The following is a 23655-nucleotide window of genomic DNA, read 5'->3' as shown; positions in this document are numbered from 1 at the left end:
GAGCGGCGATGGATCTGACACCGGTGCTCGACGGGTTCGGCGTCGTCCTCGAACCCACCAACCTGCTCTACTGCCTGATCGGCGTCGTGATCGGGATGCTGGTCGGGGTGCTGCCCGGTCTCGGCCCGGCCGCGACGATCGCGATCCTGCTGCCGCTGACGTTCGAAGTGGAGCCGGTGACGGCGATCATCATGCTCGCCGGCATCTTCTACGGCGCCCAGTACGGCGGCACCATCACGTCGGTGCTGCTGCGGTTGCCCGGCGAGGCGTCGTCGGTGGTCACGGTCTTCGACGGCCACGCCCTGGCCCGGCAGGGCCGCGCCGGTACCGCGCTCGGGATCGCGGCGATCGGGTCGTTCATCGGCGGCACCGCGTCGATCGTCGTGCTTTCGGTGCTGGCGCCGCTGATCGCCGGGTTCGCGCTCGACTTCGGCCCGCCCGAGTACACCGCCCTCGCCCTGCTCGGGATCCTGCTGGTCGCCACCGTGAGCAGCGGCGGCCGGCTGAAGGCGGTCGTGGCCGCCTGCATCGGGCTGCTGCTGGCGGTGGTCGGGCGCGACACGTTCACCGGCGCCGAGCGGTTCACCTTCGACCTGCTGCCGCTGTCGGACGGGCTCGACTTCGTCCCGATCGCGATGGGCCTCTTCGGCCTCGGCGAGATCCTCTACAACCTGGAGGAACGGCGGCAGGGCGCGACGGCTGTCACCCGGGTGGCCAACGCGTGGCCGTCCCGCGCGGATCTCCGGCAGTCGGCGGGGGCGATCGGCCGGGGCTCCGTGCTGGGGTTCGTTCTGGGAGTGCTCCCGGGCGGCGGCGCCACGCTCTCCTCGCTCGCGGCGTACGCGCTGGAGAAGCGCCGGTCGAAGACGCCGGAGCGATTCGGCAGCGGCGCGGTCGAGGGCGTTGCCGCGCCGGAGACGGCGAACAACGCGGCCGCGACGTCGTCGTTCATCCCGCTGCTGACGCTGGGCATTCCGGCGAACGCGACGATGGCGATGATCTTCGGCGCGCTGCTGATCCAGGGCGTGACGCCCGGACCGCAGCTCGTGGACGAACAGCCGGAGCTGTTCTGGGGCGTGGTGAATTCGATGTACATCGGGAACATCTTGTTGCTGGTCATGAGCATTCCGCTGGTCGGGCTTTTCGTGAAGATCCTCCGGGTGCGCGGCACGGTCCTAGCCCCGATCACCGTGCTGATCACGCTGGTGGGCGCGTACACCGTCCGCAACAGCGTCTTCGACATCGGGCTGGTGATCGTCTTCGGCGTCCTCGGCTACCTGATGAAGAAGTTCGGCTTCGAACCCGGGCCGCTGGTGCTGGCCTTCGTGCTCGGGGCGTTGCTCGAAACCTCGCTGCGCCGGTCGCTGCTGCTCTTCGACGGCGATCCGGCCGGCTTCGTCACCAGGCCGATCTCCGGCACCTTGCTCGCGCTGCTGGTCCTGGTCGTCCTGCTTCCGTTGCTGCAGAAGCTCATCCGGTCGCGGCGGGCGCGAGAACGGGAGAAGGCGGACGTTTGAGCCCGGTCACAGCAGGTCGAGCAGCGCGTGCAGGGCCGGGTTGTCGTTCGCGCGGCGCCAAACCAGGTGCAGTTCCACGGGATTCGGCTCGGGGAGCCGGACCTCGCGGAACGTCACGCCTTCGAAATGCAGCCGGGCCGCGGTGGCGGGCACCAGGGCGCTGCCGAGGCCGACCTGGACCAGCGCCAGGGCGGTGTGGATCTGGCTGACGTGCTGCACGTAGGCCGGCTGCACGCCGGCGTTGCCGAAGGTGGTGACGAGCAGTTCGTGGAAGTACCGGGCTTCGGTCGGGGAGTACATCACCATGTCGGTGCCGTGGAATCGCGCCAGTTCCAGGGGTTTCGCGCCGTCGGCGAGCGGATGCCGGCCGGCAGGGCCGCCAGCAGCGGTTCCGCGCGGAGCCGGCGCGACTCCAGCTCGGGCCGCGCGGCCGGCGGACGGGCCAGCCCGAGGTCCAGGGAACTTCCCGCCAGCCGGTCGATCTGGTCGCGGGTGACCAGCTCGTGCAGCACGACGTCCACCTGCGGCAGATGTTCGCGAACAGTCGCCAGCAAGCCGCCCAGCACCCCGTACGCCGAGGTCGCGGTGAAGCCGATCCGGATGATGCCCGCCTGGCCCGAGGTCACCCGCCGCACAGACAGCGCGGCGTTCTCGGCCTCGTGCAGCAGGCGCCGCGCGTCCTGCAGGAACGCCCTGCCGGCCGGCGTCAGCCGCACGGTGCGGCTGGTGCGGTCGAACAGCTGGACCTTGAGTTCCTTCTCCAGTTGCTGGATCTGCCGCGTCAGCGGCGGCTGGGTCATGCGCAGGCGCTGCGCGGCACGGCCGAAGTGCTGCTCCTCGGCCACCGCGACGAAGCCGGTGAGCTGGTTCAGGGTGAACAATGATGCCGTCCCGGTATCGGTAGATGCATTGTTGGACTTGGACGTGCATTGATGGCCCACCTTACTGTCGTCCGCAGCCGGCACCGATTCCCCGCCGGCACGGCCACCTCCGCGGCGCCGGGGGAGCGGCCGGCCGGATCCGCCTACGAAGGAGATCGCCGATGTCCGCGTACCCGCCCACCGATGTGGCTCGGCAGCTGGCCGGCGGGCTGTTGTCGTTCCCGGTGACGCATTTCCGGCCTGACCGCGGCTTCGACGAGGCCGCCTACCGGGAGAACATCGGCTGGCTGGGCGGGTTCGGCGCGGCTGGTCTCTTCGCGGCCGGCGGCACCGGGGAGTTCTTCTCGCTGACACCGGCCGAAGTCGAGTCGGTGGTCACCGCGGCGGCGCAGGAAGCGCCCGAAGGCGTGCCGGTGATCGCCCCGGCCGGTTACGGCACGGCGATGGCCGTCGAGATGGCCCGCTCCGCCGAACGCGCCGGGGCCGACGGCCTGCTCCTGCTGCCGCCGTACCTGACCGAGGCGGATCAGGCCGGGCTCGCCGCCCACGTCCGCGCGGTCTGCGCGGCCACCGGCCTCGGCGTGATCCTCTACAGCCGCGCCAACGCGGTCTTCGACGAGGCGACGGTGGCCGGGCTCGCAGAGGACTGCCCGAACCTGGTCGGGTTCAAGGACGGCGTCGGCAACATCGAGAAGATGACTCGCCTGTATTCGCGGCTGGGCGACAGGCTGACCTACATCGGCGGCCTGCCCACCGCGGAGACCTTCGCGCTGCCGTACCTGGAGCTGGGCGTCACGACCTACTCGTCGGCGATGTTCAACTTCGTGCCGGAGTTCGCGATGCGCTTCTACCGGGCGGTGCGCGATCACGATCGCGCCGCGGTGTACCGCCACCTCGACGAGTTCGTGCTGCCGTACTGCGACATCCGGAACCGGCGCGCCGGGTACGCGGTGAGCATCGTCAAGGCGGGCATGAAGGTCATCGGCCGCCCGGCCGGGCCGGTCCGCCCGCCGCTGGTCGATCTCGACGACTCCGAGCTCGCGCTGCTGGCCGGCCTCGTCAAGCGCCTGCCAGGGGAGCCGCGATGACCGACCACGAACCGATCGCCGGCGAGCACCGACCGCGGAGGATGCCGACCATGACCGCTCAGCACAGCCCGTTGGTGACCGGCATGCAGGTCGTTCCCGTCGCGGGGCACGACAGCATGCTGCTCAACCTCAGCGGGGCGCACGCCCCGCACTTCACCCGCAACCTGGTGATCCTCACCGACTCCGAAGGCCGCACCGGAGTCGGCGAGGTGCCCGGCGGGGAACCCATCCGCAACACCCTGGAGGAGTCCCGGGATCTGGTCGTCGGGCAGCCGGTCGCGCGTTACCACGCGGTGCTGGCCGGCGTGCGCGACCGCTTCGGCGACCGCGACTCCGGCGGGCGCGGCGCGCAGACCTTCGACCTGCGCATCGCGGTGCACGCCGTGACCGCCCTGGAATCCGCGCTGCTCGACCTGCTCGGCAAGCACCTCAGCGTGCCAGTCGCCGAGCTGCTCGGCGACGGCCGGCAGCGCGACGAGGTGCCGGTGCTGGGCTACCTGTTCTTCGTCGGCGACCGCACCAAGACCGACCTGGACTACCGCGCCCCGGTGGACGAGCCGGCCGACGCCGACGACTGGTCGCGGCTGCGCCACGAGGAGGCGCTCACCCCCGATTCCGTCGTGCGGCTGGCCGAAGCGGCGCAGGCCCGCTACGGGTTCCGCGACTTCAAGCTCAAGGGTGGCGTGCTGCCCGGGTCGGCCGAGATCGAGGTCGTCACCGCGCTGGCCGAACGGTTCCCGGACGCCCGAATCACGATCGACCCCAACGGCGGGTGGCTGCTGTCCGAGGCGATCGAGCTGTGCCGGGGCCTGCGCGACGTGCTTGCCTACGCCGAGGATCCGTGCGGCGCGGAGCGGGGCTACTCGGGGCGGGAGGTCATGGCGGAGTTCCGGCGGGCGACCGGGTTGCCCACGGCGACGAACATGATCGCCACCGACTGGCGCGAGCTCGGCCACGCGATTCGCACCGACGCCGTCGACATCCCGCTGGCCGACCCGCACTTCTGGACGATGAGCGGCTCGGTGCGCGTCGCGCAGCTCTGCGACGCGTGGGGCCTGACGTGGGGTTCGCACTCGAACAACCACTTCGACGTGTCGCTGGCGATGTTCACCCACGTCGCCGCCGCGGCGCCCGGCGAGATCACCGCCATCGACACGCACTGGATCTGGCAGGACGGCCAGCGGCTCACCCGGCAGCCGCTGGTCATCACCGGCGGACGGCTACCGGTGCCGACCGCTCCGGGGCTCGGCGTGGAGCTCGACATGGTCCGGGTTGCCGAGGCGCACGAGCTCTACCAGCGGAAAGGCCTCGGTGCCCGCGACGACGCCCTGGCTATGCAGTACCTCGTCCCGGGCTGGGCCTTCGACGGCAAACGCCCGGCCCTCGACCGGTGACGGCCTGATCAGCCGAGCAGTTTGGCGAAGAACCAGCCGACGCGGCTCACCTTTCGGATGCGCGGATTGTCGGCCACGCCGTGGATCTCCCACTGCTGGCCGCAGACGTCGCATCGCCACATGCCGATCCGGCTGGTGTCGGGTTCGCAGGGGTGGCCTCGGCGCCCTCGTCTCATGCACCGATGACATCACAACGCGTGCCCGGGATGGCCCGGATCGGTTCCGGAAGATCGGGTGAAACCGTGACTTTCGGCCTTACCGAGCGTGCACGGAAACCCCGTAGCGTCATCGGGGCACGTCGGGGAGAGGAGCACCAGGTGACGCTGCGGGAGATGGTCGAGCAGATGGAACGGCGCTGGGAGGAGCTGAACACCCTGCGCGCGAGCCCGGACATGTACGGCAGCGAGAGCCTGGACGGCCAGCTCTCCGAGCTGGAGCTGTGGCTGCTGCGGATGCACCGCCTGAGCGCGACGAGCCCCGCCGCATGACGGGGATCGCGCCGGGAGTGCGGATCAGTTGACCAGCCGCTCGCGGGGGGCGAGCTTGTCGAGCAATCGGAGCAGCTCAGTGCGCTCGGCCGGGGTGAGCCGGTCGAGCAGTTCGATGTCCACGCGGTCGGCGATCGGCTCGACGGCGCGCAGTTCCGCCTCGCCGACGTGGGTGAGCCGCAGGAGTCGGCGGCGCCGGTCGGCGTCGTCGATGGTGCGGTGCACCAGGCCGCGCTGCTCCATTCGCACCAGCAGGGAGGCCAGGGTCGCTTTGTCGATCGCGGCCCGCTGGCCGAGCTGAGCCTGTTCGATGCCGGGGTTCGCCCGGATCGCGTTTAGCACCGCGTACTGCGGTTTCGTCAGGTGCGGCAGGCGGGATTGCCAGCTCGAGGTGTGTTCCTGCATGGCGCGGCGCATGAGGTGGAAGACGGCGTTGTCCAGCTCCACGTGGGCGTCACTTCCGTCGGGTCGGCGAACGGGGTGTGCGAATCCTAGTCCAAACGGACCAATTCGCGGCCGAACCGGCGGATATTCGGAACGTCACGGGCCTGGATTTCGGCCGAGATCGCAGGTGCACGGGTCCTGGCAGGCGTGGTTGAGGCCCGGCAACGGGTAGGTCTCGACCCGCCGCGAGCGGTCGATGGTCAGCCAGGCCAGCACGCCGCCGGCCGCGCACATCACCGCGGAGATCAGCATGGCCTGCCCGAAACCGGGGCCGAGCGGCGCGCCCGCGCCGGTGTGCGACAACCCGGCGATCACCGGGAGCACCGCGACCGCGAGGAGACCGGCCAGCCGGGACACCGCGTTGTTCACGCCGGAGGCGACGCCCGCGTTGTCGGGGCTGACGGAGGCGAGCACCGCCGAGGTCAGCGGCGCCACCGTGATGGACAGGCCGGCGCCGAACACCAGGACGCCGGGCAGCACGCCGCTCAGGTAGGTGCTGCCGGGCACCGCCCAGGTCAGCAACGCGAGGCCGGCCCCGCAGATGATCGGGCCGATGCTCATCGGCAGGCGCGGGCCGGTGCGTTGCGCGAGCGCGCCGACGCGCCCGGAAACCAGCAGCATGATGATCGTGATCGGCAGCGTCGCGATGCCCGCGGCGAGGGCGGTGTATCCCATCGACTGCTGCAACTGCAGCGACAGCAGGAACAACGCGCCGCTCAGCGCCGCGTAAACGGTGAAGGTCGTGAGGTTCGCGCCGGTGAACTGCGCGGAGCGGAACAGCGACAACGGCAGCAGCGGGTCCGGATGGCGCGATTCGATCAGCGGGAACGCGACCAGCGCGGCGACGCCCACCACGGCCGCCGCCGCGCTGGCGGCGTTCCACCCTTTCGTCGGGATCTCGATCAGCGCGTACACGGCACCGGCCAGCCCGACGGTCACGGTGATCGCGCCGAAGACGTCCGGTCGCCCGGCGGCGGCCGGATTGCGGGACTCCGGCACGTGCCGCAGCGCGAGCAGCGCCGCCGCCGCGATGGGGACGTTGATGAAGAACACCCAGCGCCAGGACGCCGCGTCCACCAGCCAGCCGCCCACGAAAGGCCCGATCGCCGAGGACACACCGGTCAACCCGGCCCAGCGGCCGACGGCCTCGCCGCGGTCGTCGTGCCGGATGGTGGAGTTGATCAGCGCCAGGCTGCCGGGCACCAGCAACGCGCCGCCGACGCCCTGCAGCAGGCGAGCGGTGATCAGGGCCGCGCCGTTGGGTGCCAGCCCGCAGCCCAGCGAAGCCAGCGTGAACAACACCAGCCCGAGCGTGTAAACGCGGCGGCGGCCGTAGCGGTCACCGAGCGCGCCGCCGAGCAGCAGCAACGCGCTGAGCGTGAGCAGGTAGGCGTCCAGCACCCACTGCAGGACGCTGAGATCGCCGCCCACGTCCCGGCCGATCGCCGGCAGCGCGACGTTGACGACGGAGCCGTCCAGGAACGCCACCCCGGAGCCGAGGATCGTGGCGAAGATGATCCAGCGGCCGGACTGGGAACGAAGCGCTACGGCGGCGGTCACCGCCCGACCATAAGGGGCGTGCCCGGGACCCGCCGTCGATCACCTGGTGCCCGGCGTGAAGGCCACCGGCAGGTGCTTGATCCCGTTGATGAAGTTCGACACCAGGCGCTCGACCGGCCCGGTCACCCGCAGGTCGCGCATCCGCCACAGGGCCTCGCGGTAGAACGCCCGCAGCTGCAGCCGGGCGAAGTGCGCGCCCAGGCAGACGTGCGGGCCGTTGCCGAAGGCGACGTGGTCGTTGGGCGTTCGCCGGATGTCGAAGCGGTGCGGGTCGGGGAACCGCCGTTCGTCGAAGTGCGCCGAGCAGTGGAACACCACGACCTTGTCGCCGGCGGCGATGCGCCGGCCACCGAGTTCGGTGTCGGCGGTCGCGGTGCGGCGGAAGCTGAGCACCGGCGGGTGGTAGCGCAGCGTCTCCTCCACGGCGGAGTCCAGCAGCCCGGGATCCTCCAGCAGCAGCCGAAGCTGGTCGGGGTTCTCGGCGAAGGCGAGCATTCCGCCCGGCAGCGCGCTGCGCACGGTGTCGTTGCCCGCCACCGACAGCAGGAAGAAGAACATCTCCAGCTCGGCGTCGGCCAGTCCGCGCCCGTCCGGCTCGGCGGTGGCCAGCGCGGTCATCACGTCGTCGGCCGGATTCCGGCGCTTGAACGCCGCGAGGTCCTGGGCGAAGGCGAACATGTCCGCCAGCATCGCCGGGGAACGCGGGTTGACCGGCTTGCCGTCCGAGTCGCGGATGACCTCGGAGTGCTCCGGGTCCTGGTAGCCGATCACCCGGTTGGTCCACTCCAGCAGCATCCGCCGGTCCGACTCCGGCACGCCGAGCAGATCGGCGAGGTTGCGCAGCGGGTAGTCGTCGGTGACCTCGACCGGCAGGTCGCACTCGCCGCGCTCGACGACGCCGTCGACCAGCAGTCGGGCCCGCTCGGCGACCTCGTGCCGGAAGCGGTCGATCCGCCGGGGCGTGAACGCGCGGCTGACCAGGCGGCGCAGCCGCCCGTGCTCCGGCGGGTCGAGGTTGAGCATCATGCTGCGGATGAACGGCAGATCCGCCGGGTCGGGATCGCGGATCTGGGTGGCGCCCAGCCAGGACGAGTAGGCCGTGGCGGACTTCAGCACCGCGACGACGTCGGAATACCTGGTGACGGCCCAGAATCCGGGCCCGGCCGGCCAGTCGCCGATCTCGTGCTCCTCCTGGTGGCTCACCGGCGCGTGCCGCCGCAGCCAGGCGAAGTCGTCGTGCGGCACGCCGTCGGCGTACTTGCGCGGGTCGAACACGTCCGGAACGTGGGCGGGCGCTGCCATCGAGACTCCTTCACCGCAGCCGTTGCAGGCCTACTCTGGCCGCGGCGCGCAACCCCGTCAACGCCCACCCTCCGTCCGAAGTGGACCAGGGTCTGTTTTATGCGCGGCGGTAGCCGCTTGCGGTGTGGGACTCAACTTGCGCCGCCGCGGGTTCACTGAGCCCACCCCGCTGGGGTTCTCCCAGCGAGGACAGCCTGGACATACATAAGTCGGGGATCCCGGAGTGAGACGGCCGCAGCAACTCCCGCAGGGGGGCCGCTACCCGCACCGCCACGCAAACCACATTCGAACACCCATTATCCCAGTGTCGGCACCGCCAGCCCGGTGGCCGGCAGCTGTGAGGCCTTGGCGTTCGGGGCGTAGCGGCGCAGCAGGTCCAGGCCGATCTGCGCGCGGCGCACCCGTTCGCGGCCGAGCGCCACCGCCGTCGGTGTCAGGTGGGTGCCGCTGGGGTAGATGTTCGGCGCGTTGCGCAGCCCGAACTTGACGTGCACCGGGGCCGCGACGCGCACGATCTCGGCGATCTCGAAGTGCCGGACGAAGCCGCCCATGTCGTCGGGTGCCTCCACGTAGACGTCCAGCGGCAGGTCGGTGGCGGCGCGGATGGCGGCCAGCTGCCCGATGCTCAGGTCGGTCGGCACGTTGTAGGTGTCGGCGCCCAGGTCCTCGGCGATGCGCACCGAGGCGGGATTCGCCAGTCCCATCTGGACGCTGATCTTGAACTGGAGGTCCGGCGGCAGGTCGCCGGCCGCGCGCATCGCCGCGGCCACCTTGAGCACGCCGAGATCGGTGATCAGCACGCTGCGGATGCCCGCCTCGGCGGTGCGGCGGATGTCCTCCAGCACGTGCACGAGTTGTTCGGTGCCGCGCGCCTGGGCGGCGACCGGGCCGCCGGCCGCTGCGGTGGCCATGGGGCTGGTGTCCCACCCGGCGACCGGCCGGGCGAACAGGCTCAGCTCGACCGACCGTCCGGCGGCCGTTTCGGCCATCTCGCGCAGCTCGTCGTCGGTGAGCAGCATGCCGCCGCTGCCCTGGGAGATGCGGTGCACCGGCACCTGCCGGGCGTCCGCCTCGGCGAGCACCGCGTCGAGCACCTCGGGCCCTTCGGTGCTGGGGATCTCCACCCGGTACTGCGCGCCGTCGGGGAACCGCTTGGTGCTGGTGACGGGGGAGTCGTCGGCGGGCAGTCCCTGGGACCGCAGGAATTCACGTGTCTGGCGCACCGGTAGCTCCGTCCGAAATGTCGAACAACGTTCGCCAAATCGTATGGTTGGCCGGGTCGGGTGGTCAAGCACCCCGGCTCGCCTGTGGTCGATATCGGATACGATGTTCGAAATATCGGTCAACGGGCCGATGAGTTCCGACAGGGGGAAGTACGCGTGGCACGAGCGGTACCTGCCGTGGAACGGGCCTTCGACGTCCTGGAGCTGTTCCTGGACGCCCACGAGCTGAGCGCGCCGGAGATCACCGCGCAGCTGGGCCTGCCGCGGACCACGGTGCACGAGCTGGTCGGCACGCTCAGCGAGCGCGGCTACCTGATGCCCGCCGGCCGCGGCAGCAACCGGTTCCGGCTGGGCGTGCGCGGCTTCCAGCTCGGCGCGGCCTACGCCGAGCGACTGGACCTCGCCCGCGAGGGGCAGCTCGTCGCGGAGGAGATCGCCGAGCGCTGCCAGGAAACGGTGCACGTCGGAGTGCGAGACGGCACGGACGTGCTGTACGTGGCCAAGGTCGACAGCAGCCACCCGGTCCGGATGGTCTCGGCCGTGGGCCGGCGGCTACCCGCGCACTGCACCGCGCTCGGCAAGGCGCTGCTGGCGACGCTGCCGCGCACCGAGGTCGACGAGCTCTACGGCAACCGCCGCCTGGAGGCGATGACCGAGCACAGCATCACCACCCGCAAGGCGCTGCGCCGGGAGCTCGACGCCATCGCCAAGGACGGCGTGGCAGGCGAGTACTGCGAGTCCAACGAGTCGGTGGCCTGCGTCGCCGCGCCGGTGCGCGACCAGTCCGGCGCGGTGGTGGCCGCGATGAGCATCTCGGCGCCGATCCTGCGCTGGAACGACGAGACCGAGGCGGCGCTGCGCGAACTCGTCGCGGAAGGCGCGACCGCCCTCTCCGAACGCCTGGGCCACACCGGTTCCTGACCAAGCGATTCCCGCAGGGGCCGGCACCTTTCTTTCAGTGCCGGACGATCACGACGGGGCACTTGGCGTGCTGGGCGCAGCGCTGGCTCACCGACCCGAGCAGCGCGCCGTAGAAGCTGCCGTGGCCGCGGCTGCCGACCACCAGCAGCTCGGCGCCTTCGGAGGCGTCGAGCAGCGTCTGCGCCGCGTGCCCGTGTGTGAGTTCACGCTGCACCGGAACCGCCGGGCTGAACTCGTGCTCGATCTCGTCGACGGTGTCCTCGAGGCTCTTGCGCGCGGACTCCTCGAAGTCGTCCGGCGGCATCGGGCCACCCTCCCAGCTGTAGAACGCCGGGAACTCCCATGAGGTGACCGCGTGCACCGTGGCCCCGGACAGCGCTGCCTGCCGCAGCGCCCACCGCAGGGCGCACTTGGACGATTCCGAGCCGTCCACGCCGACGACGATCCTGTGCTGGGTTCCGCTGTTCATGGCGCTGGCCTCCGGTTCCGCGATCCGCTGTGTCGGGCTCAGCCGCGGGCCTGCTCGACGAGCTCCTCGGACAGTTTCCGCAGCCGCGACCTGGCCTGCCGGTCGTAGGCCTGTTCGAGCGCGCGGCAGGCGCGGGTTCCATGGAAGTACTCCCCGGTGACCTCGTCCAGTCCCGGATCCACGACCAGCCGCATCGTCGCGGCGACGCCCTCGGCCACCGTGGCCACCGGGCTCACCCCGGCCTCGCGGACCATCGCGGTGTTCATGTAGGTCGCCGGGTGCAGCGCGTTGACCGTGACGCCGCTGCCGCGCAGCTGCTCGGCCAGGTCGAAGGTGAACATGATCTGCGCGAGCTTGCTCTGCGCGTACGCCCGGTTGCCGAGGTAGTTCCGGATCAGCATGGGGTCGTCGAAGTCGATCGGGTGCTGCCCGGCCGAGGCGACGTTGACCACCCGGGCCGGCGCCGAGGCGATCAGCAGCGACTGCAGCAGCCGCGTCAGGTGGTAGCCGGCGAGGTAGTTCACCGCGAACCGCAGCTCGACGCCGTCCGGGCTCTCCTCCCGCCCGCTGCCCGGCGGCCCGGAACCGATGCCCGCGTTGTTGACCAGCACGTCCAGCCGGTCGCAGCGCAACCGGACGTCGCTGGCCAGCCGTTCGACCTGGCGCAGCTCGGCGAGGTCGGCGACCAGCACGTCGAGGCGGTCCGAACCGGTGGCCGCCGCGATCTCCGTGCGCACCGCCTCGGCTCGCTCCGCGCTGCGCCCGTGGATCAGCACCCGGGAACCGGCCTCGGCGAGCCGGAGGGCCAGGGCTCGGCCGAGCCCGCCGGTCGCGCCGGTGATCAAGATGCAACGCTCGCTGGGATCGCGCACGGCTCGCTCCGAACTGTCGGCGGTGATTACCACCAGTGTGCGGACGCGCGCCGAGAACTGTCATCCTCGCGGCCCGGAGATCCCCGGCCGAGGTACCACGAAAGCGTTGTGTCGCAAGGCACTTTCTGAGGATGTCGGGACGTGCGGTACGGATAGTGCGGTCCTTACCCGAGTGGGTGCTTGTAACTGTGGGTAACGCGCGATACACCTGAGGACGGTGTGGTGCTTCGCCGCATCCGAACCTCGCCGAGGGAGCAACCATGACCACCAACGAGGAGAGCTCCACCGGACGCTATCTGGTGCTGCTGGAAGACAACTCCACGATCATCGGAACGCGCGAGCTGACGCGGCTGACGGGCATCCGCTGCGCCAACACGGCCGACGCGGCGGGCGCGGCGCCGGGCGAGCTTTTCCGCGGCGCGGGCGGGATCGTGCTGCATCAGCTCGGCATCGCGTTGGTCAGCGCAGATGCCGACCAGGCGGCAGCCCTGACGAGCGCGGCCGGGGAGACCGGCCCGATCGCGGCGTTCGAACCGGAGCGCCGGGTGTTCGCCATCGGCGCGGAACCGGCGGTCGCGGACGGCGAATTCACCTGGGGCCTGCAGTCCGTGCGCGCCGACCGCACCCAGCCCACCGGCAAGGGCGTGCGGGTCGCCGTGCTCGACACGGGCCTGGACCTCAAGCACCCGGACTTCGCCGGCCGGGACATCGTCACCGGCTCCTTCGTGGACGGCCAGGACGTGCAGGACGGCCACGGGCACGGCACGCACGTGATCGGCACCTCCTGCGGGTCGCGCACCTCGCAGGCCGGGCCCGGCTACGGCATCGCGTCCGAGGCCAGCATCTACGCGGGCAAGGTGCTCGGCGACGACGGTTCGGGCACCGACAGCGGCATCCTCTCCGGCATCGAGTGGGCGATCTCCAACGGTGCCGCGGTGGTGTCGATGTCGCTCGGCGCGCCGGCGCAGCCGGGCCAGCCGTACTCGGCGGCCTTCGAGCGGGTCGCGCAGCGCGCGATGGAGCGCGGCACGCTGATCATCGCCGCGGCCGGCAACGAGAGCGAGCGCTCCGCCGGGACGATCGCGCCGGTCGGGCACCCAGCCAACTGCCCGTCCATCCTGGCCGTCGGCGCGATCGATTCGCAGCTGCAGATCGCCGACTTCTCCAGCGGCACCGTCGACGAGATCGGCCAGGTTGACCTGGTCGGCCCCGGCGTGGACGTCTATTCGAGCTGGCCGGGAGCGGAGCGCTACCGGAAGCTCAGCGGCACCAGCATGGCCACGCCGCACGTAGCGGGCGTCGCGGCGCTGTACGCGCAGCAGCACCCGGAGCGGGCGTGGGGCCTGTGGGCACGGCTGTCGCAGACGGCCCGCCAGCTGCCGCTCGCCTCGACCGACGTCGGAGCGGGCCTGGTCCAGGCACCGTAGCGGCCTGAGGTCGCCGCGCGGTCAGTCTCCTTCGATGGCCTGCGCGGCGACCTTCGCGCAGTTGCCGAGATCCTCGGCGGCGGCCGCGGCCTGGTCGAGCGCGACGTTCACCTCGGACGGCTGGCCCGCGTGCGGTGAGTGGTAGGCGGAAGCCAGCATGTCGAGCTGCCGGGCCAGCCGGGCACCCGCCGCGGTGACGGCCAGCAAGGCTTCGCGCGCCGCGGTGATTTCAGCCGGTGTCAGGTCTTTGCGGGCGGTTCGTTCCAACTCGCCGCTGGCCTGCGACATCACTTCGGCGGTCGTGCCGACGTCCTGCCAGCGCGACGGCGTTCCGCTCTCCATCTGGTTGCCCCCCACAAGCGCCGGTATCGGCGCGTTCTGAACAGTTTCCGCCCTGGCCCGGGTCAGCGCTCTGCTGCGGCATGCTCGCTCACCTCGCCTCCGCAGGACTTCGACGTGCTTCGCGTACCCGGTGCGGGCGGCGGTCACACGTGCGAGTGGCGGGCGCGGAGGCGCGCTGCGACGACCGAGCCGAGCGCTCCGGCGGCGACCTCCAGGCGGCGCGGGCCGGAGACCGCGAGCCGTCGCCGGAACACGTCGTACCCGGACTCCACGATGCGGTCCAGGATCTCGCCGTACAGCGTGAAAGCGGTGCGCACGCACGGCCGGGATCCGGGCGCGAGCAGCGCGATGCCCGGCTCCGCGGCCCGGTACTTCGAGCGGGTGCGCGCGACCTGGTCGGCCAGCGCCCGGCGCACCGGGCGGTCCGGGCGGCCGGATTCCCGGCACCAGGCCAGCCGGTCCCGGTCGACGCCGAACACCGCGAGCTCCTCCATCGGCAGGTAGACCCGGCCGCGGTCGAGGTCCTCGCCGACGTCGCGCAGGAAGTTGGTGAGCTGGAAGGCGCCACCCAGCGCTGCGGCGTAGGGCTCGGCCTCCTCGGCCGGGCACACCGTGCCGAGCACCGGGAGCAGCTGGAGGCCGATCACCGCCGCCGAGCCGTGGATGTAGGCGTCCAGCGCCGCCCGCGTCGGGTAGCCGTGGACGGTCAGGTCCATCCGCATCGAGGCCATGAAGTCGGTGAACAGCGCCGGGTCGATGCCGTGCCGGGCGACGGTGTCGATGAGCGCGGCCAGGATCGGGTCGTCGCTGCGTCCGGCGCGCAGGCCCGCGCGCAGCTCGCCGTCCAGCTGGTCCAGCGCCTGCTGCCGGTCCGGCACGGTCCGCTGCTGGTCGGTGTCGTCGACGATGTCGTCCACCCACCGTGCGAAACCGTAGAGCGCGTGCACCGAAGGCCGCTGCGGCGGCGTCAGCAGCCGGGTCGCGAGGAAGTAGGTGCGCCCATGCGCGGCGTTGAGCATCCGGCACCGCTGGTAGGCGGGGCGCAGCTGCGGCCGGACGCCCGCGGCGTCGAGCTCGCGGCGCGCCGCCACTCGCGGCCAGGTGCCCGTGTCCATACCGGGCATCTCAGCACACGGAGTGCGCGAGCGTGCGCACGGTGGGCATCCGCGGTGAACCCGGTCACTACGGTCTGAGTCCTATTAGGACGGTTCAGCTGGCTCGTTGCGCGCGCGCCGCCGGATTCAGCCGAGCCCGCTCTCGGCCAGGGCCTCGTCGAGGCCGTCGAGCAGGACGACGCCCAGGGTGTTCGCCACCGAACCGGAGGCCAGTTCGCCGCGCAGCCGGAAGGCGAGCAGCCGCACCCGGCGCGGATCCGGCCGGTCCTGCCGCACGGCCTCGCACAGCCGCCTGGCGATGAGTTCGATCTCGACGGTGTCGCCGTAGCGGGCGTGCACCGTGGGCAACGCCAGCAACACGACCTTGGCCACCCGGGTCAGCCCGGTGAAGTCCGGGCGTGCCGCGGGAGCGGGCGCAGGCTGGGCGGGCACCACCGGATCCGCCGGGCGCTCGTCGAGCACCGCGACCGACTGCGACCTGGCCCATGAGCCGACGTCGCCGCCGTGCCTGCCCGCGCAGATCAGCCCGGATCCGGTCAGCCCGGCGCGGGCGGGCGCGCCCTGCCACCCGGTGCCGCTGGTGGCGATCAGCTCCTGTTCGCGCAGGGTCTGCACGACGTCGGCGAGCTCCGCCCACGAAGGCTGCAGCGCGGCCGCCTCGGCCGCCGGGCTGCCGAAGAAATCCGCGACCTCGGGCCGGAAGCGGTCGTCCTCGTACAGGTACCGGAGGAAGGCGCGAGCGATCGACTCAAGCCTGGACACGGTTGGCCTCCAGAATGCTCGTCCAGAGTGCAGGGCGAGAGGGAGGGCGGACCCGGGTCCTGCCGAAGACCGCACCGGCACGCAGCCGGTTCCGGATTTTTGGTGCCGCTGTCCCCAGTTTCAGCGGATCCGCCGCGCGGCCGCCGGGTCCCGGGCGGCCACATCGGAGGAGCCTAAGCGGACCAGGGCCGTGATCGCAGGGGTCTTTCGTCACCCACAAGCTGCGGATTTCGGCGCCGCCGCGTAACTGTCCACTGTGTTCAACACGGTCGGGAACCGCGCCGCTGCGGCGAACGTGACTGGAGTGACTCGGGGGACCGCCGGTCGCAACCCACATCCAAGCCACGACCGACGGCCGGTCGCGCGCACGAAATCCCCTCTGCGTTCCGCGCGCGCGGCGGGCGCTCCAGATCGCCCACGGGATCGGGACCCGCGTGGGAGATCGTCATGACGCCAAGATCGGGAAATTTATTTCGCGCGAGTCCCGGGGGTTTCCGGCGCGCGGTCGTCGGCGCCGGTGCGCAGCCCGTCGAAGGCGATCTTGGTGACCGCGTCGGCGACCTGCGCGGCCCGCAGGCCGCGGCTGGGCCGGTACCACTCGATGATCGAGTTGACCATGCCGAACAGCAGGCGGCTGGTCAGCGCCGGGTCGACGTCCGGGCGGATGCTGCCCTCCGCCTCGGCCTGCCGGACCAGCTCGCTGACCACCTGGTCGAACTCGCGGCGCCGGGTCAGCGCCTGCCGCTCGATCCTGGTGTTGCCGCGCACCCGCAGCAGCAGCGTGACGAACGGCAGCTCGTCGACCAGCACCTCGATGCTGCGCCGGACCACGTGTTCGAGCCGGTCGATGGCCTTGCCGGTGGTCGACGCCTCTTCCTCGGTGACCGCGAACAGCGCGTCCAGGGCCCGGTTGACGCTCAGCCGCAGCAGCTCGTCCTTGCTGGACACGTGGTAGTAGATCGCCGACTTGGTGATGCCCAGCCGCTGGGAGAGGTCCTCCATGCTGGTGCCCTCGTAGCCGCGTTCGTTGAACACCCGGACGGAGACGTCCAGCAGCCTGCCGAGGTCGTAGCCCGGCCGGCCTCGGCGATTCGCGCGACCAGTGTTCCCCGACATGGCTCGCAGTATTTCAGCCGGCGGATCGGGGTTCGCGGCGGTCCACCACGCGGCGCAACTTGCCGACCGAACGCTCCAGCGTGTCCGGGTCCACCACGGCGACCTCGGTGCTGACGCCGACGCCGTCCTTGATCGCGCGGACCAGCTCGGCGGCGGCCGGATCCCGGCGGTCGGCGGGGCAGTCGGTGCGCGCCTCGACGCGCACCGTCATCTCGTCCATCCGGCCCGCGCGGGTGAGTACCAGCTGGAAGTGCGGCGACAGCCCCTCGGTGCGCAGCACCAGCTCCTCGATCTGGGTGGGGTAGACGTTGACGCCGCGCAGGATGATCATGTCGTCGGTGCGGCCGGTCACCTTGGTCATCCGGCGCATCGGCCGGGCCGTGCCGGGCAGCAGCCGGGTGAGGTCGCGGGTGCGGTAGCGGATGACCGGCATGGCCTCCTTGGTCAGCGAGGTGAACACCAGCTCGCCTTCGACGCCGTCGGGCAGCACCTCCTCGGTGAACGGGTCGATCACCTCGGGGTAGAAGTGGTCCTCCCAGATGTGCAGCCCGTCCTTGGTCTCCACGCACTCGTTGGCCACGCCGGGCCCCATCACCTCGGACAGGCCGTAGATGTCGACCGCGTCGATGTCCAGCCGCTCCTCGATCTCCTGCCGCATCTGCTCGGTCCACGGCTCGGCGCCGAAGATGCCGATCTTCAGCGACGTGCCGCGCGGGTCGATGCCCTGGCGCTCGAACTCGTCGACGAGGGTGAGCAGGTAGGACGGGGTGACCATGATGATCTCGGGCCGGAAGTCCTGGATGATCTGCACCTGCCGGGCGGTCATCCCGCCGGAGGCCGGGATCACGGTGCAGCCGAGCCGCTCGGCGCCGTAGTGCGCGCCGAGCCCGCCGGTGAACAGGCCGTACCCGTATGCGACGTGCACCTTGTGGCCCGGCCGCCCGCCGGCGGCGCGGATGGAGCGCGCCACCATGTCGGCCCAGATGTCCAGGTCCGGCTCGGTGTAGCCGACGACGGTGGGGTTGCCGGTGGTGCCGCTGGAGGCGTGCAGCCGGCGGACCTGCTCCATCGGCACGGCGAACATGCCGAACGGGTAGCTCTCGCGCAGGTCCTGCTTGGTGGTGTGCGGGAACTTCGCCAGGTCGGCCAGGCTCCGGCAGTCCTCCGGCCGGACGCCCGCCGCGTCGAACTTGCGGCGGTACAGCGGCACGTTCTCGTAGGCGTGGCGCAGGGTGCGCTGCAGCCGCTCCAGCTGCACCGCGGCGAGCTCGTCGGCGGAGTACCGCTCGGCGGGGTCGAGATCGGCCGGATCCGGCGCGGCGCCGAGCCGGCGCGGGGCGCCCGTCGTCGCTGTCATGGCTTGGCTCCCTCGGGCTGGTTGTCGGGCGCGCCGTTCAGCGACCGGCTGTGGCCCCGGAATTCGGCGATCAGCTCGTCGCCGCGGTGCACCGACACGTCGTAGATCCCGCTGCGGCCGAAGCGGGTTCGCTCCTCGGCGCGGGCGACCAGCAGGTCGCCGCCGCGGGCGGGGCGGATGAAAGTGATGTCCGCGCGCGCCGCGACGGTCGTCGGGCCGTGGCTGTTGCAGGCGCAGGCGAAGGTCGTGTCGGCCAGCAGGAAGATGTAGCCGCCGTGGGCGATCCCGTGGCCGTTGACCATCGCGTCGGTGATCCGCATCCGGGCCCGGGCGAATCCGCTGCCGGTCTCGACGAGCTCGATGCCCAGCGCCTGCGAGGCGCGGTCGTCGTCGAACATGGCCTGGGCCGGGTTGCGCGTCGTCGCGCCGGGCTCCTGCACTGGGGTTCACCGCCTCGTTACCGAACGAATAGTCGGTAATTAATACCGCGCAGTCGGACGCTGTCAAGGGTTCTCGCCTGGGCCGGTGTTTCTGGCTCGGTAAAGCAGAATTTAGCTGCATCGGGTGGTGTGCGACACCGGTCGCCGGTGGTACTTTTTCGAACGAACGGTCAGTTAAAGAACCAGCCTGAGGAGGTCGGGCCGCATGGCTGCCCTGCGGAGCTACGTCAACGGTGCCTGGCACGCGCCAGCGGACAACGGGGTGCCGTTGCGCGATGCGGTGACCGGTGAGGAGGTCGCGCGGGTCTCCTCGGCCGGGATCGACATGGCCGCGGTGCTGGCCCACGGGCGCGGCAGCGGCGGCCCGGCGCTGGCCGAGCTGACGTTCCACCAGCGCGCCGCGCTGCTGAAGAGCCTCGCGTCGCACCTGCGCGAGCACCGCGAGGAGCTGTACGCGCTGTCGGCCCGCACCGGGGCCACGCTCGGCGACTCCAAGTTCGACATCGACGGCGGCATCGGGGTGCTGTTCGGCTACTCCAGCAAGGGCCGCCGGGAGCTGCCCAACGGCACCGTCTACGTCGACGGCGCGATCGAGCCGCTGAGCAAGGGCGGCACGTTCGTCGGGCAGCACGTCTGCACGCCGCTGCGGGGCGTCGCGGTGCAGATCAACGCGTTCAACTTCCCGGTGTGGGGGCCGCTGGAGAAGTTCGCGCCCGCGTTCCTGGCCGGGGTGCCCAGCCTGATCAAGCCGGCCAGCCAGACCGCGTACCTCACGCACCGGCTGGTGGAGCTGATGGTCGGCTCCGGGCTCCTGCCGGAGGGCTCGCTGCAGCTGATCTGCGGCGGCGTCGGCGACCTGTTCGAGCACCTCACCGACCAGGACCTGGTGTCGTTCACCGGTTCGGCCGCGACCGGGCAGCGGTTGCGCGCCCACCCCGTGGTGGCGGCGAACTCGGTGCGGTTCAACGTGGAGGCCGACTCGCTGAACTGCTCGATCCTGGGCCCGGACGCCGCGCCCGGCACCGAGGAGTTCGACCTGTTCGTCAAGCAGCTGGTCACCGAGATGACGGTCAAGGCCGGGCAGAAGTGCACCGCGATCCGGCGGGCGCTGGTGCCGGCGAACCGGATCGACGACGTGGTGGCGGCCGCCAAGGCGCGGCTGGAGAAGGTCGTCGTCGGCAATCCCGCCTCGCCGGAGGTGCGGATGGGCGCGCTGGCGAGCCTGGAGCAGCGCGAGGAGGTCCGGCGGTCGCTGAAGGCGCTGCTGGAGACCGGGACCCTGGTGCATGGCGACCCCGAGCGCGTCGAAGTGGTCGACGCCGACGCGGAGCGCGGCGCGTTCCTGCCGCCGCTGCTGGTCCGCTGCGACGACCCGGACCAGCCGCAGCCGCACGAGGTGGAGGCCTTCGGCCCGGTGAGCACAGTGCTGCCGTACGAGACGACGGCGCAGGCCGTGGAGCTGGCGCGGCGCGGCATGGGCAGCCTCGTCGGTTCCGTGGTGACCGCCGATGCGGAGTTCGCCCGCGAGGTGGTGCTGGGCGCGGCGTCGCGGCACGGCCGGATGCTCGTGCTGAACCGGGACAACGCCAAGGAGAACACCGGGCACGGCTCGCCGCTGCCCGCCTTGGTCCACGGTGGACCGGGCCGGGCCGGCGGCGGCGAGGAGATGGGCGGCGTTCGCGGCGTGCTGCACCACATGCAGCGGACCGCGGTGCAGGCCGACCCGGCGACGCTGACCGCGATCACCGGGCAGTGGGTGCCCGGAACTCCGCGCAACACCACCGAAGAGCACCCGTTCCGCAAGCACCTCGACGAGCTGCGCATCGGCGACACGGTGGTCGCCGGGCCGCGCACCGTGACGCTGGCGGACGTCGAGCACTTCGCCGAGTTCACCGGCGACACCTTCTACGCGCACACCGACGAGGAAGCGGCGAAGGCAAACCCGTTCTTCGACGGCCGGGTCGCGCACGGCTACCTGGTGGTGTCCTTCGCCGCCGGGCTGTTCGTGGACCCGGACCCGGGGCCGGTGCTGGCCAACTACGGGCTGGAGAACCTCCGGTTCCTCACACCGACCTACCCGGGCGACGAGATCACCGTGACGATGACCGCCAAGCAGATCACGCCGCGGGTCGGCGCCGAGCACGGCGAGGTCCGCTGGGACGTGGACGTGACCAACCAGGACGGCGCCTCGGTGGCCAAGTACGACGTGCTGACGCTGGTCGCCAAGCGGCCGGGGGAGCAGGGGGCGTCATGACGAGCACCGTGGACCGGCTCGGCGACGCCGAGCTGCAGCAGCACTTCGACGAGCGGATCGCGCACGATCAGCGCATCGAGCCGCGGGACTGGATGCCGGAGGGCTACCGCAAGAACCTGGTGCGCCAGATCGCCCAGCACGCGCACTCCGAGATCATCGGCATGCAGCCGGAGGGCAACTGGCTGACCAGGGCCCCGAGCCTGCGGCGCAAGGCGATCCTGCTGGCGAAGGTGCAGGACGAGGCCGGGCACGGGCTCTACCTGTACTCGGCGGCCGAGACGCTCGGCGTGGACCGCGCGGAGCTGACCGAGAAGCTCATCGACCGCCGGCAGAAGTACTCGTCGATCTTCAACTACCCGACGCTGACCTTCGCCGACATCGGCGTCATCGGATGGCTGGTCGACGGGGCGGCGATCTGCAACCAGGTGCCGCTGTGCCGCAGCTCCTTCGGGCCCTACGCGCGGGCCATGGTGCGGATCTGCAAGGAGGAGTCGTTCCACCAGCGGCAGGGCTACGAGCTGCTGATGACGATGATGCGCGGCACCGACGAGCAGCGGGAGATGGTGCAGGACGCGACGAACCGCTGGTGGTGGCCGTCGCTGATGATGTTCGGCCCGCCGGACGGCGACTCGCCCAACACCCAGCAGTCCATGGCCTGGCGGATCAAGCGGCACACCAACGACGAGCTCCGGCAGAAGTTCGTCGACATGTCCGTGCCGCAGGCGGAAGCGCTGGGCGTCACGCTGCCCGATCCCGCACTGCGCTGGAACGACGAGCGCGGGCACTACGACTTCGGCGAGCCGGACTGGTCCGAGCTCAAGCGGGTGATCGCCGGGCACGGGCCGTGCAACGAGGAGCGGCTGGCCCGGCGCCGGGCCGCGCACGAGGAGGGGCAGTGGGTGCGCGACGCGGCGACCGCCCACGCCGCCAAGCAAGCCGCACGCGAGGAGGTCGCGCGATGAGTTGGGACGCCGAGACCGGTGCGCCGCGGTCCGCGTGGCCGCTGTTCGAGGTTTTCGTCCGCGGCAAGCGGGGTTTGAACCACGTGCACGTGGGCTCCCTGCACGCCGCGGACGAGGAGATGGCGCTGCACAACGCCCGCAACCTCTACACGCGCCGCAACGAGGGCGTGAGCATCTGGGTGGTGCGGGCGGACGCGATCACCGCGTCCAGCCCGGACGAGAAGGACCCGTTCTTCGCGCCCAGCGGCGACAAGGTGTACCGGCACCCAACGTTCTACCGCATTCCCGACAACGTCCCGCACATGTGAGGTCGGCCTGATGTCGTTCGACAACGCCTACGAGGCGCTGACCGCAGCGGAGCCCGACGGCGAGTCCCGCTGGGCCTTCGGCACCGGCTTCGACGACCCGCTGTCCGGAGTGGACACCACGCTGCCGGACGGCGTCGACGGCGCCGCGTTCGCCCGGTACTGCCTGATGCTCGGCGACGACGCGCTGATCGCCTCGCAGCGGCTGACCGAGTGGGTCACCCGCGCGCCTGAGCTGGAGGACGAGCTAGCGCTGGCCAACATCGCGCTCGACCTGCTGGGCCAGGCGCGGCTGCTGCTGGCCCGCGCCGGGCAGGCGGACGGCAGCGGGCGCGGGGAGGACGAGCTCGCGTACTTCCGCGATGAGCGGGAGTTCCGCAACGTGCGGCTGATCGAGCCGCCGAACGGCGACTTCGCGCAGACCATCGCCCGGCTGCTGGTGTTCGCGACGTGGCGGCTGGCGTTGTTCGCCCGGCTCGCCGAGTCCCGCGACCCGGTGCTGGCGGCGATCGCGGCCAAGGGCGTCAAGGAGCTGGCCTACCACCGCGAGTACGTGGCGCAGTGGACGGTCCGGCTCGGCGACGGCACCGAGGTGTCGCACGCGCGGATGCAGCAGGGGCTCGACGAGGTGTGGCCGCTGGTCGACGAGCTGTTCGCGCCGAACGCGACCGACCGGGAGATGGTCGCGGCCGGTGTCGGCACCGACCCGGCGCAGGCGCGCGCCGAGTTCGACGACGTCCTGGACCAGGTCATCGCCGCGGCCACGCTCCGGCGTCCCGACGCATCGGCGCTGGCCGGCGTGGCCGGGCGGACCGGCCGGGACGGCATCCACACCGAACACCTGGGCTACCTGCTGGCCGAACTGCAGAGCCTGGCCCGAGCACACCCGGAGGCGACGTGGTGACGAGCACGAAGCCGGACCTCCGGCACGCCCGCGCGGTCGCCGAGTCGGTCACCGACCCGGAGCTGCCGGTGCTGACGCTGGCCGACCTCGGAGTCCTGCGCGACGTCGAGATGGCCGGGGACGGAACGGTGGTCGTGTCGATCACGCCCACCTACTCCGGTTGCCCGGCGATGCGCGAGATGCGCGCGGACCTCAGCAGCCGGCTGCGCGAAGCCGGTTTCGCCGACGTCGAGGTGCGCACGGTGCTGGACCCGCCGTGGACCACCGACTGGATCAGCGCGACTGGCCGGCGGAAGCTCGCCGAGTACGGCATCGCCCCGCCGGGCGCCGCCCCTCGGCACGCGCCCGGCCCGGTGCCGCTGACGCTGACGGCGCCGCGCACCCGGGTCCGCTGCCCGCAGTGCGGTTCGCCGGACACCGAGCAGGTCTCGCAGTTCGGCGCGACGGCGTGCAAGGCGCTGCGCCGATGCCGCTCGTGCCGCGAACCCTTCGAGCACATCAAGGAGATCTGA

At 71.5% G+C, this 23655-nt stretch carries 24 protein-coding genes and 1 pseudogene; 11 read left to right on the top strand and 14 right to left on the bottom strand.

Translation table 11 applies throughout. The features are described from left to right. Nucleotides 1-8: 8 nt before the first annotated feature. Nucleotides 9-1517 carry a tripartite tricarboxylate transporter permease gene (locus tag AB0I53_RS17900; RefSeq protein ID WP_358603587.1) on the top strand — a complete coding sequence of 503 codons (1509 nt, stop codon included), beginning with the start codon at nucleotides 9-11 and terminating at the stop codon, nucleotides 1515-1517. A gap of 6 nt (nucleotides 1518-1523) precedes the next feature. Here AB0I53_RS17900 and AB0I53_RS17895 read toward each other — a convergent pair. Further along, nucleotides 1524-2362, bottom strand: a pseudogene (locus tag AB0I53_RS17895) (LysR substrate-binding domain-containing protein). Between the two features lie 197 nt (nucleotides 2363-2559). Between AB0I53_RS17895 and kdgD the strand changes: the two are divergent. Both kdgD and gudD read left to right on the top strand, forming a co-directional pair. After that, entirely contained in the window at nucleotides 2560-3486 is a 927-nt protein-coding gene (gene kdgD / locus AB0I53_RS17890) for a 5-dehydro-4-deoxyglucarate dehydratase (RefSeq protein ID WP_358603584.1), read from the top strand. Continuing rightward, nucleotides 3483-4880: a glucarate dehydratase gene (gudD, locus tag AB0I53_RS17885; protein WP_358603581.1), complete on the top strand. Its 1398-nt coding sequence runs from the start codon at nucleotides 3483-3485 to the stop codon at nucleotides 4878-4880. Before kdgD ends, gudD begins: the two co-directional genes overlap by 4 nt. Nucleotides 4881-4888: 8 nt before the next feature. On the opposite strand, the gene AB0I53_RS17880 is transcribed toward gudD, so the two are convergent. Next, on the bottom strand, nucleotides 4889-5056 hold the full coding sequence (locus AB0I53_RS17880; protein WP_358603578.1) for a hypothetical protein: 168 nt from the start codon (nucleotides 5054-5056) through the stop codon (nucleotides 4889-4891). A gap of 141 nt (nucleotides 5057-5197) precedes the next feature. On the opposite strand from AB0I53_RS17880, the gene AB0I53_RS17875 reads away from it, so the two are divergent. Continuing rightward, nucleotides 5198-5368: a hypothetical protein gene (locus tag AB0I53_RS17875; protein WP_358603575.1), complete on the top strand. Its 171-nt coding sequence runs from the start codon at nucleotides 5198-5200 to the stop codon at nucleotides 5366-5368. A gap of 24 nt (nucleotides 5369-5392) precedes the next feature. Here AB0I53_RS17875 and AB0I53_RS17870 read toward each other — a convergent pair whose 3' ends face one another. From AB0I53_RS17870 to AB0I53_RS17855, 4 genes are all read right to left on the bottom strand, one after another. Then, nucleotides 5393-5815, bottom strand: coding sequence for a MarR family transcriptional regulator (locus AB0I53_RS17870; RefSeq protein ID WP_358603572.1), 423 nt, complete (start codon nucleotides 5813-5815; stop codon nucleotides 5393-5395). A gap of 93 nt (nucleotides 5816-5908) precedes the next feature. After that, nucleotides 5909-7372, bottom strand: coding sequence for an MFS transporter (locus tag AB0I53_RS17865; RefSeq protein WP_358603569.1), 1464 nt, complete (start codon nucleotides 7370-7372; stop codon nucleotides 5909-5911). A gap of 39 nt (nucleotides 7373-7411) precedes the next feature. Then, on the bottom strand, nucleotides 7412-8674 hold the full coding sequence (locus AB0I53_RS17860) for a cytochrome P450 (RefSeq protein ID WP_358603566.1): 1263 nt from the start codon (nucleotides 8672-8674) through the stop codon (nucleotides 7412-7414). Nucleotides 8675-8970: 296 nt separating this feature from the next. Continuing rightward, nucleotides 8971-9897: a U32 family peptidase gene (locus tag AB0I53_RS17855; RefSeq protein ID WP_358603563.1), complete on the bottom strand. Its 927-nt coding sequence runs from the start codon at nucleotides 9895-9897 to the stop codon at nucleotides 8971-8973. Between the two features lie 156 nt (nucleotides 9898-10053). Between AB0I53_RS17855 and AB0I53_RS17850 the strand changes: the two genes are divergently transcribed. Beyond that, nucleotides 10054-10818, top strand: coding sequence for an IclR family transcriptional regulator (locus AB0I53_RS17850; protein ID WP_358603560.1), 765 nt, complete (start codon nucleotides 10054-10056; stop codon nucleotides 10816-10818). A 34-nt stretch (nucleotides 10819-10852) separates the two neighbouring features. On the opposite strand, the gene AB0I53_RS17845 is transcribed toward AB0I53_RS17850, so the two are convergent. After that, nucleotides 10853-11287 carry a universal stress protein gene (locus AB0I53_RS17845; RefSeq protein ID WP_358603557.1) on the bottom strand — a complete coding sequence of 145 codons (435 nt, stop codon included), beginning with the start codon at nucleotides 11285-11287 and terminating at the stop codon, nucleotides 10853-10855. Nucleotides 11288-11325: 38 nt separating this feature from the next. Continuing rightward, on the bottom strand, nucleotides 11326-12159 hold the full coding sequence (locus AB0I53_RS17840; RefSeq protein WP_358603554.1) for an SDR family NAD(P)-dependent oxidoreductase: 834 nt from the start codon (nucleotides 12157-12159) through the stop codon (nucleotides 11326-11328). A gap of 260 nt (nucleotides 12160-12419) precedes the next feature. Between AB0I53_RS17840 and AB0I53_RS17835 the strand changes: the two genes are divergently transcribed. Next, a complete protein-coding gene (locus AB0I53_RS17835) occupies nucleotides 12420-13586 on the top strand; it encodes a S8 family serine peptidase (RefSeq protein WP_358603551.1) in 1167 nt (388 codons plus the stop codon). 21 nt (nucleotides 13587-13607) lie between these two features. Here the strand turns inward: AB0I53_RS17835 and AB0I53_RS17830 are convergent, their stop codons facing one another. The 6 genes from AB0I53_RS17830 to paaI form a co-directional block, all read right to left on the bottom strand. Next, the gene (locus AB0I53_RS17830; RefSeq protein ID WP_358603548.1) at nucleotides 13608-13928 is read right to left on the bottom strand and encodes a hypothetical protein; all 321 of its coding nucleotides are present in this window, start codon (nucleotides 13926-13928) and stop codon (nucleotides 13608-13610) included. A 143-nt stretch (nucleotides 13929-14071) separates the two neighbouring features. Continuing rightward, nucleotides 14072-15043: a phytoene/squalene synthase family protein gene (locus AB0I53_RS17825; protein WP_358603546.1), complete on the bottom strand. Its 972-nt coding sequence runs from the start codon at nucleotides 15041-15043 to the stop codon at nucleotides 14072-14074. A gap of 126 nt (nucleotides 15044-15169) precedes the next feature. Continuing rightward, nucleotides 15170-15805, bottom strand: coding sequence for a hypothetical protein (locus tag AB0I53_RS17820; RefSeq protein WP_358603543.1), 636 nt, complete (start codon nucleotides 15803-15805; stop codon nucleotides 15170-15172). A gap of 468 nt (nucleotides 15806-16273) precedes the next feature. Further along, complete coding sequence (locus tag AB0I53_RS17815) at nucleotides 16274-16921, bottom strand: TetR/AcrR family transcriptional regulator (RefSeq protein WP_358603540.1); 648 nt, start codon at nucleotides 16919-16921, stop codon at nucleotides 16274-16276. A gap of 13 nt (nucleotides 16922-16934) precedes the next feature. After that, the gene (paaK, locus tag AB0I53_RS17810; RefSeq protein WP_358603538.1) at nucleotides 16935-18278 is read right to left on the bottom strand and encodes a phenylacetate--CoA ligase PaaK; all 1344 of its coding nucleotides are present in this window, start codon (nucleotides 18276-18278) and stop codon (nucleotides 16935-16937) included. After that, nucleotides 18275-18676: a hydroxyphenylacetyl-CoA thioesterase PaaI gene (gene paaI / locus AB0I53_RS17805; protein ID WP_358603711.1), complete on the bottom strand. Its 402-nt coding sequence runs from the start codon at nucleotides 18674-18676 to the stop codon at nucleotides 18275-18277. Before paaI ends, paaK begins: the two co-directional genes overlap by 4 nt. A gap of 247 nt (nucleotides 18677-18923) precedes the next feature. Here paaI and paaZ point away from each other — a divergent pair, with 247 nt between their 5' ends. The 5 genes from paaZ to paaD are packed head-to-tail and all read left to right on the top strand — an operon-like array spanning nucleotide 18924 to nucleotide 23655. Next, nucleotides 18924-20972: a phenylacetic acid degradation bifunctional protein PaaZ gene (paaZ, locus tag AB0I53_RS17800; RefSeq protein ID WP_358603535.1), complete on the top strand. Its 2049-nt coding sequence runs from the start codon at nucleotides 18924-18926 to the stop codon at nucleotides 20970-20972. Beyond that, nucleotides 20969-21934: a 1,2-phenylacetyl-CoA epoxidase subunit PaaA gene (gene paaA, locus AB0I53_RS17795; RefSeq protein ID WP_358603532.1), complete on the top strand. Its 966-nt coding sequence runs from the start codon at nucleotides 20969-20971 to the stop codon at nucleotides 21932-21934. Before paaZ ends, paaA begins: the two co-directional genes overlap by 4 nt. Continuing rightward, nucleotides 21931-22242 (top strand): 1,2-phenylacetyl-CoA epoxidase subunit PaaB, encoded by a 312-nt coding sequence (gene paaB / locus AB0I53_RS17790; protein ID WP_358603529.1) that lies wholly within the window; start codon nucleotides 21931-21933, stop codon nucleotides 22240-22242. Before paaA ends, paaB begins: the two co-directional genes overlap by 4 nt. 10 nt (nucleotides 22243-22252) lie before the next feature. Next, the gene (gene paaC, locus AB0I53_RS17785; RefSeq protein WP_358603526.1) at nucleotides 22253-23143 is read left to right on the top strand and encodes a 1,2-phenylacetyl-CoA epoxidase subunit PaaC; all 891 of its coding nucleotides are present in this window, start codon (nucleotides 22253-22255) and stop codon (nucleotides 23141-23143) included. After that, nucleotides 23137-23655 carry a 1,2-phenylacetyl-CoA epoxidase subunit PaaD gene (paaD, locus tag AB0I53_RS17780; RefSeq protein ID WP_358603524.1) on the top strand — a complete coding sequence of 173 codons (519 nt, stop codon included), beginning with the start codon at nucleotides 23137-23139 and terminating at the stop codon, nucleotides 23653-23655. Before paaC ends, paaD begins: the two co-directional genes overlap by 7 nt.

This window comes from Saccharopolyspora sp. NPDC050389 (assembly GCF_040655595.1).
Lineage (GTDB): Bacteria > Actinomycetota > Actinomycetes > Mycobacteriales > Pseudonocardiaceae > Saccharopolyspora.
The sequence above is the reverse complement of the archived record's forward strand: the minus strand, read 5'-3'. Positions and strand labels throughout refer to the sequence as shown.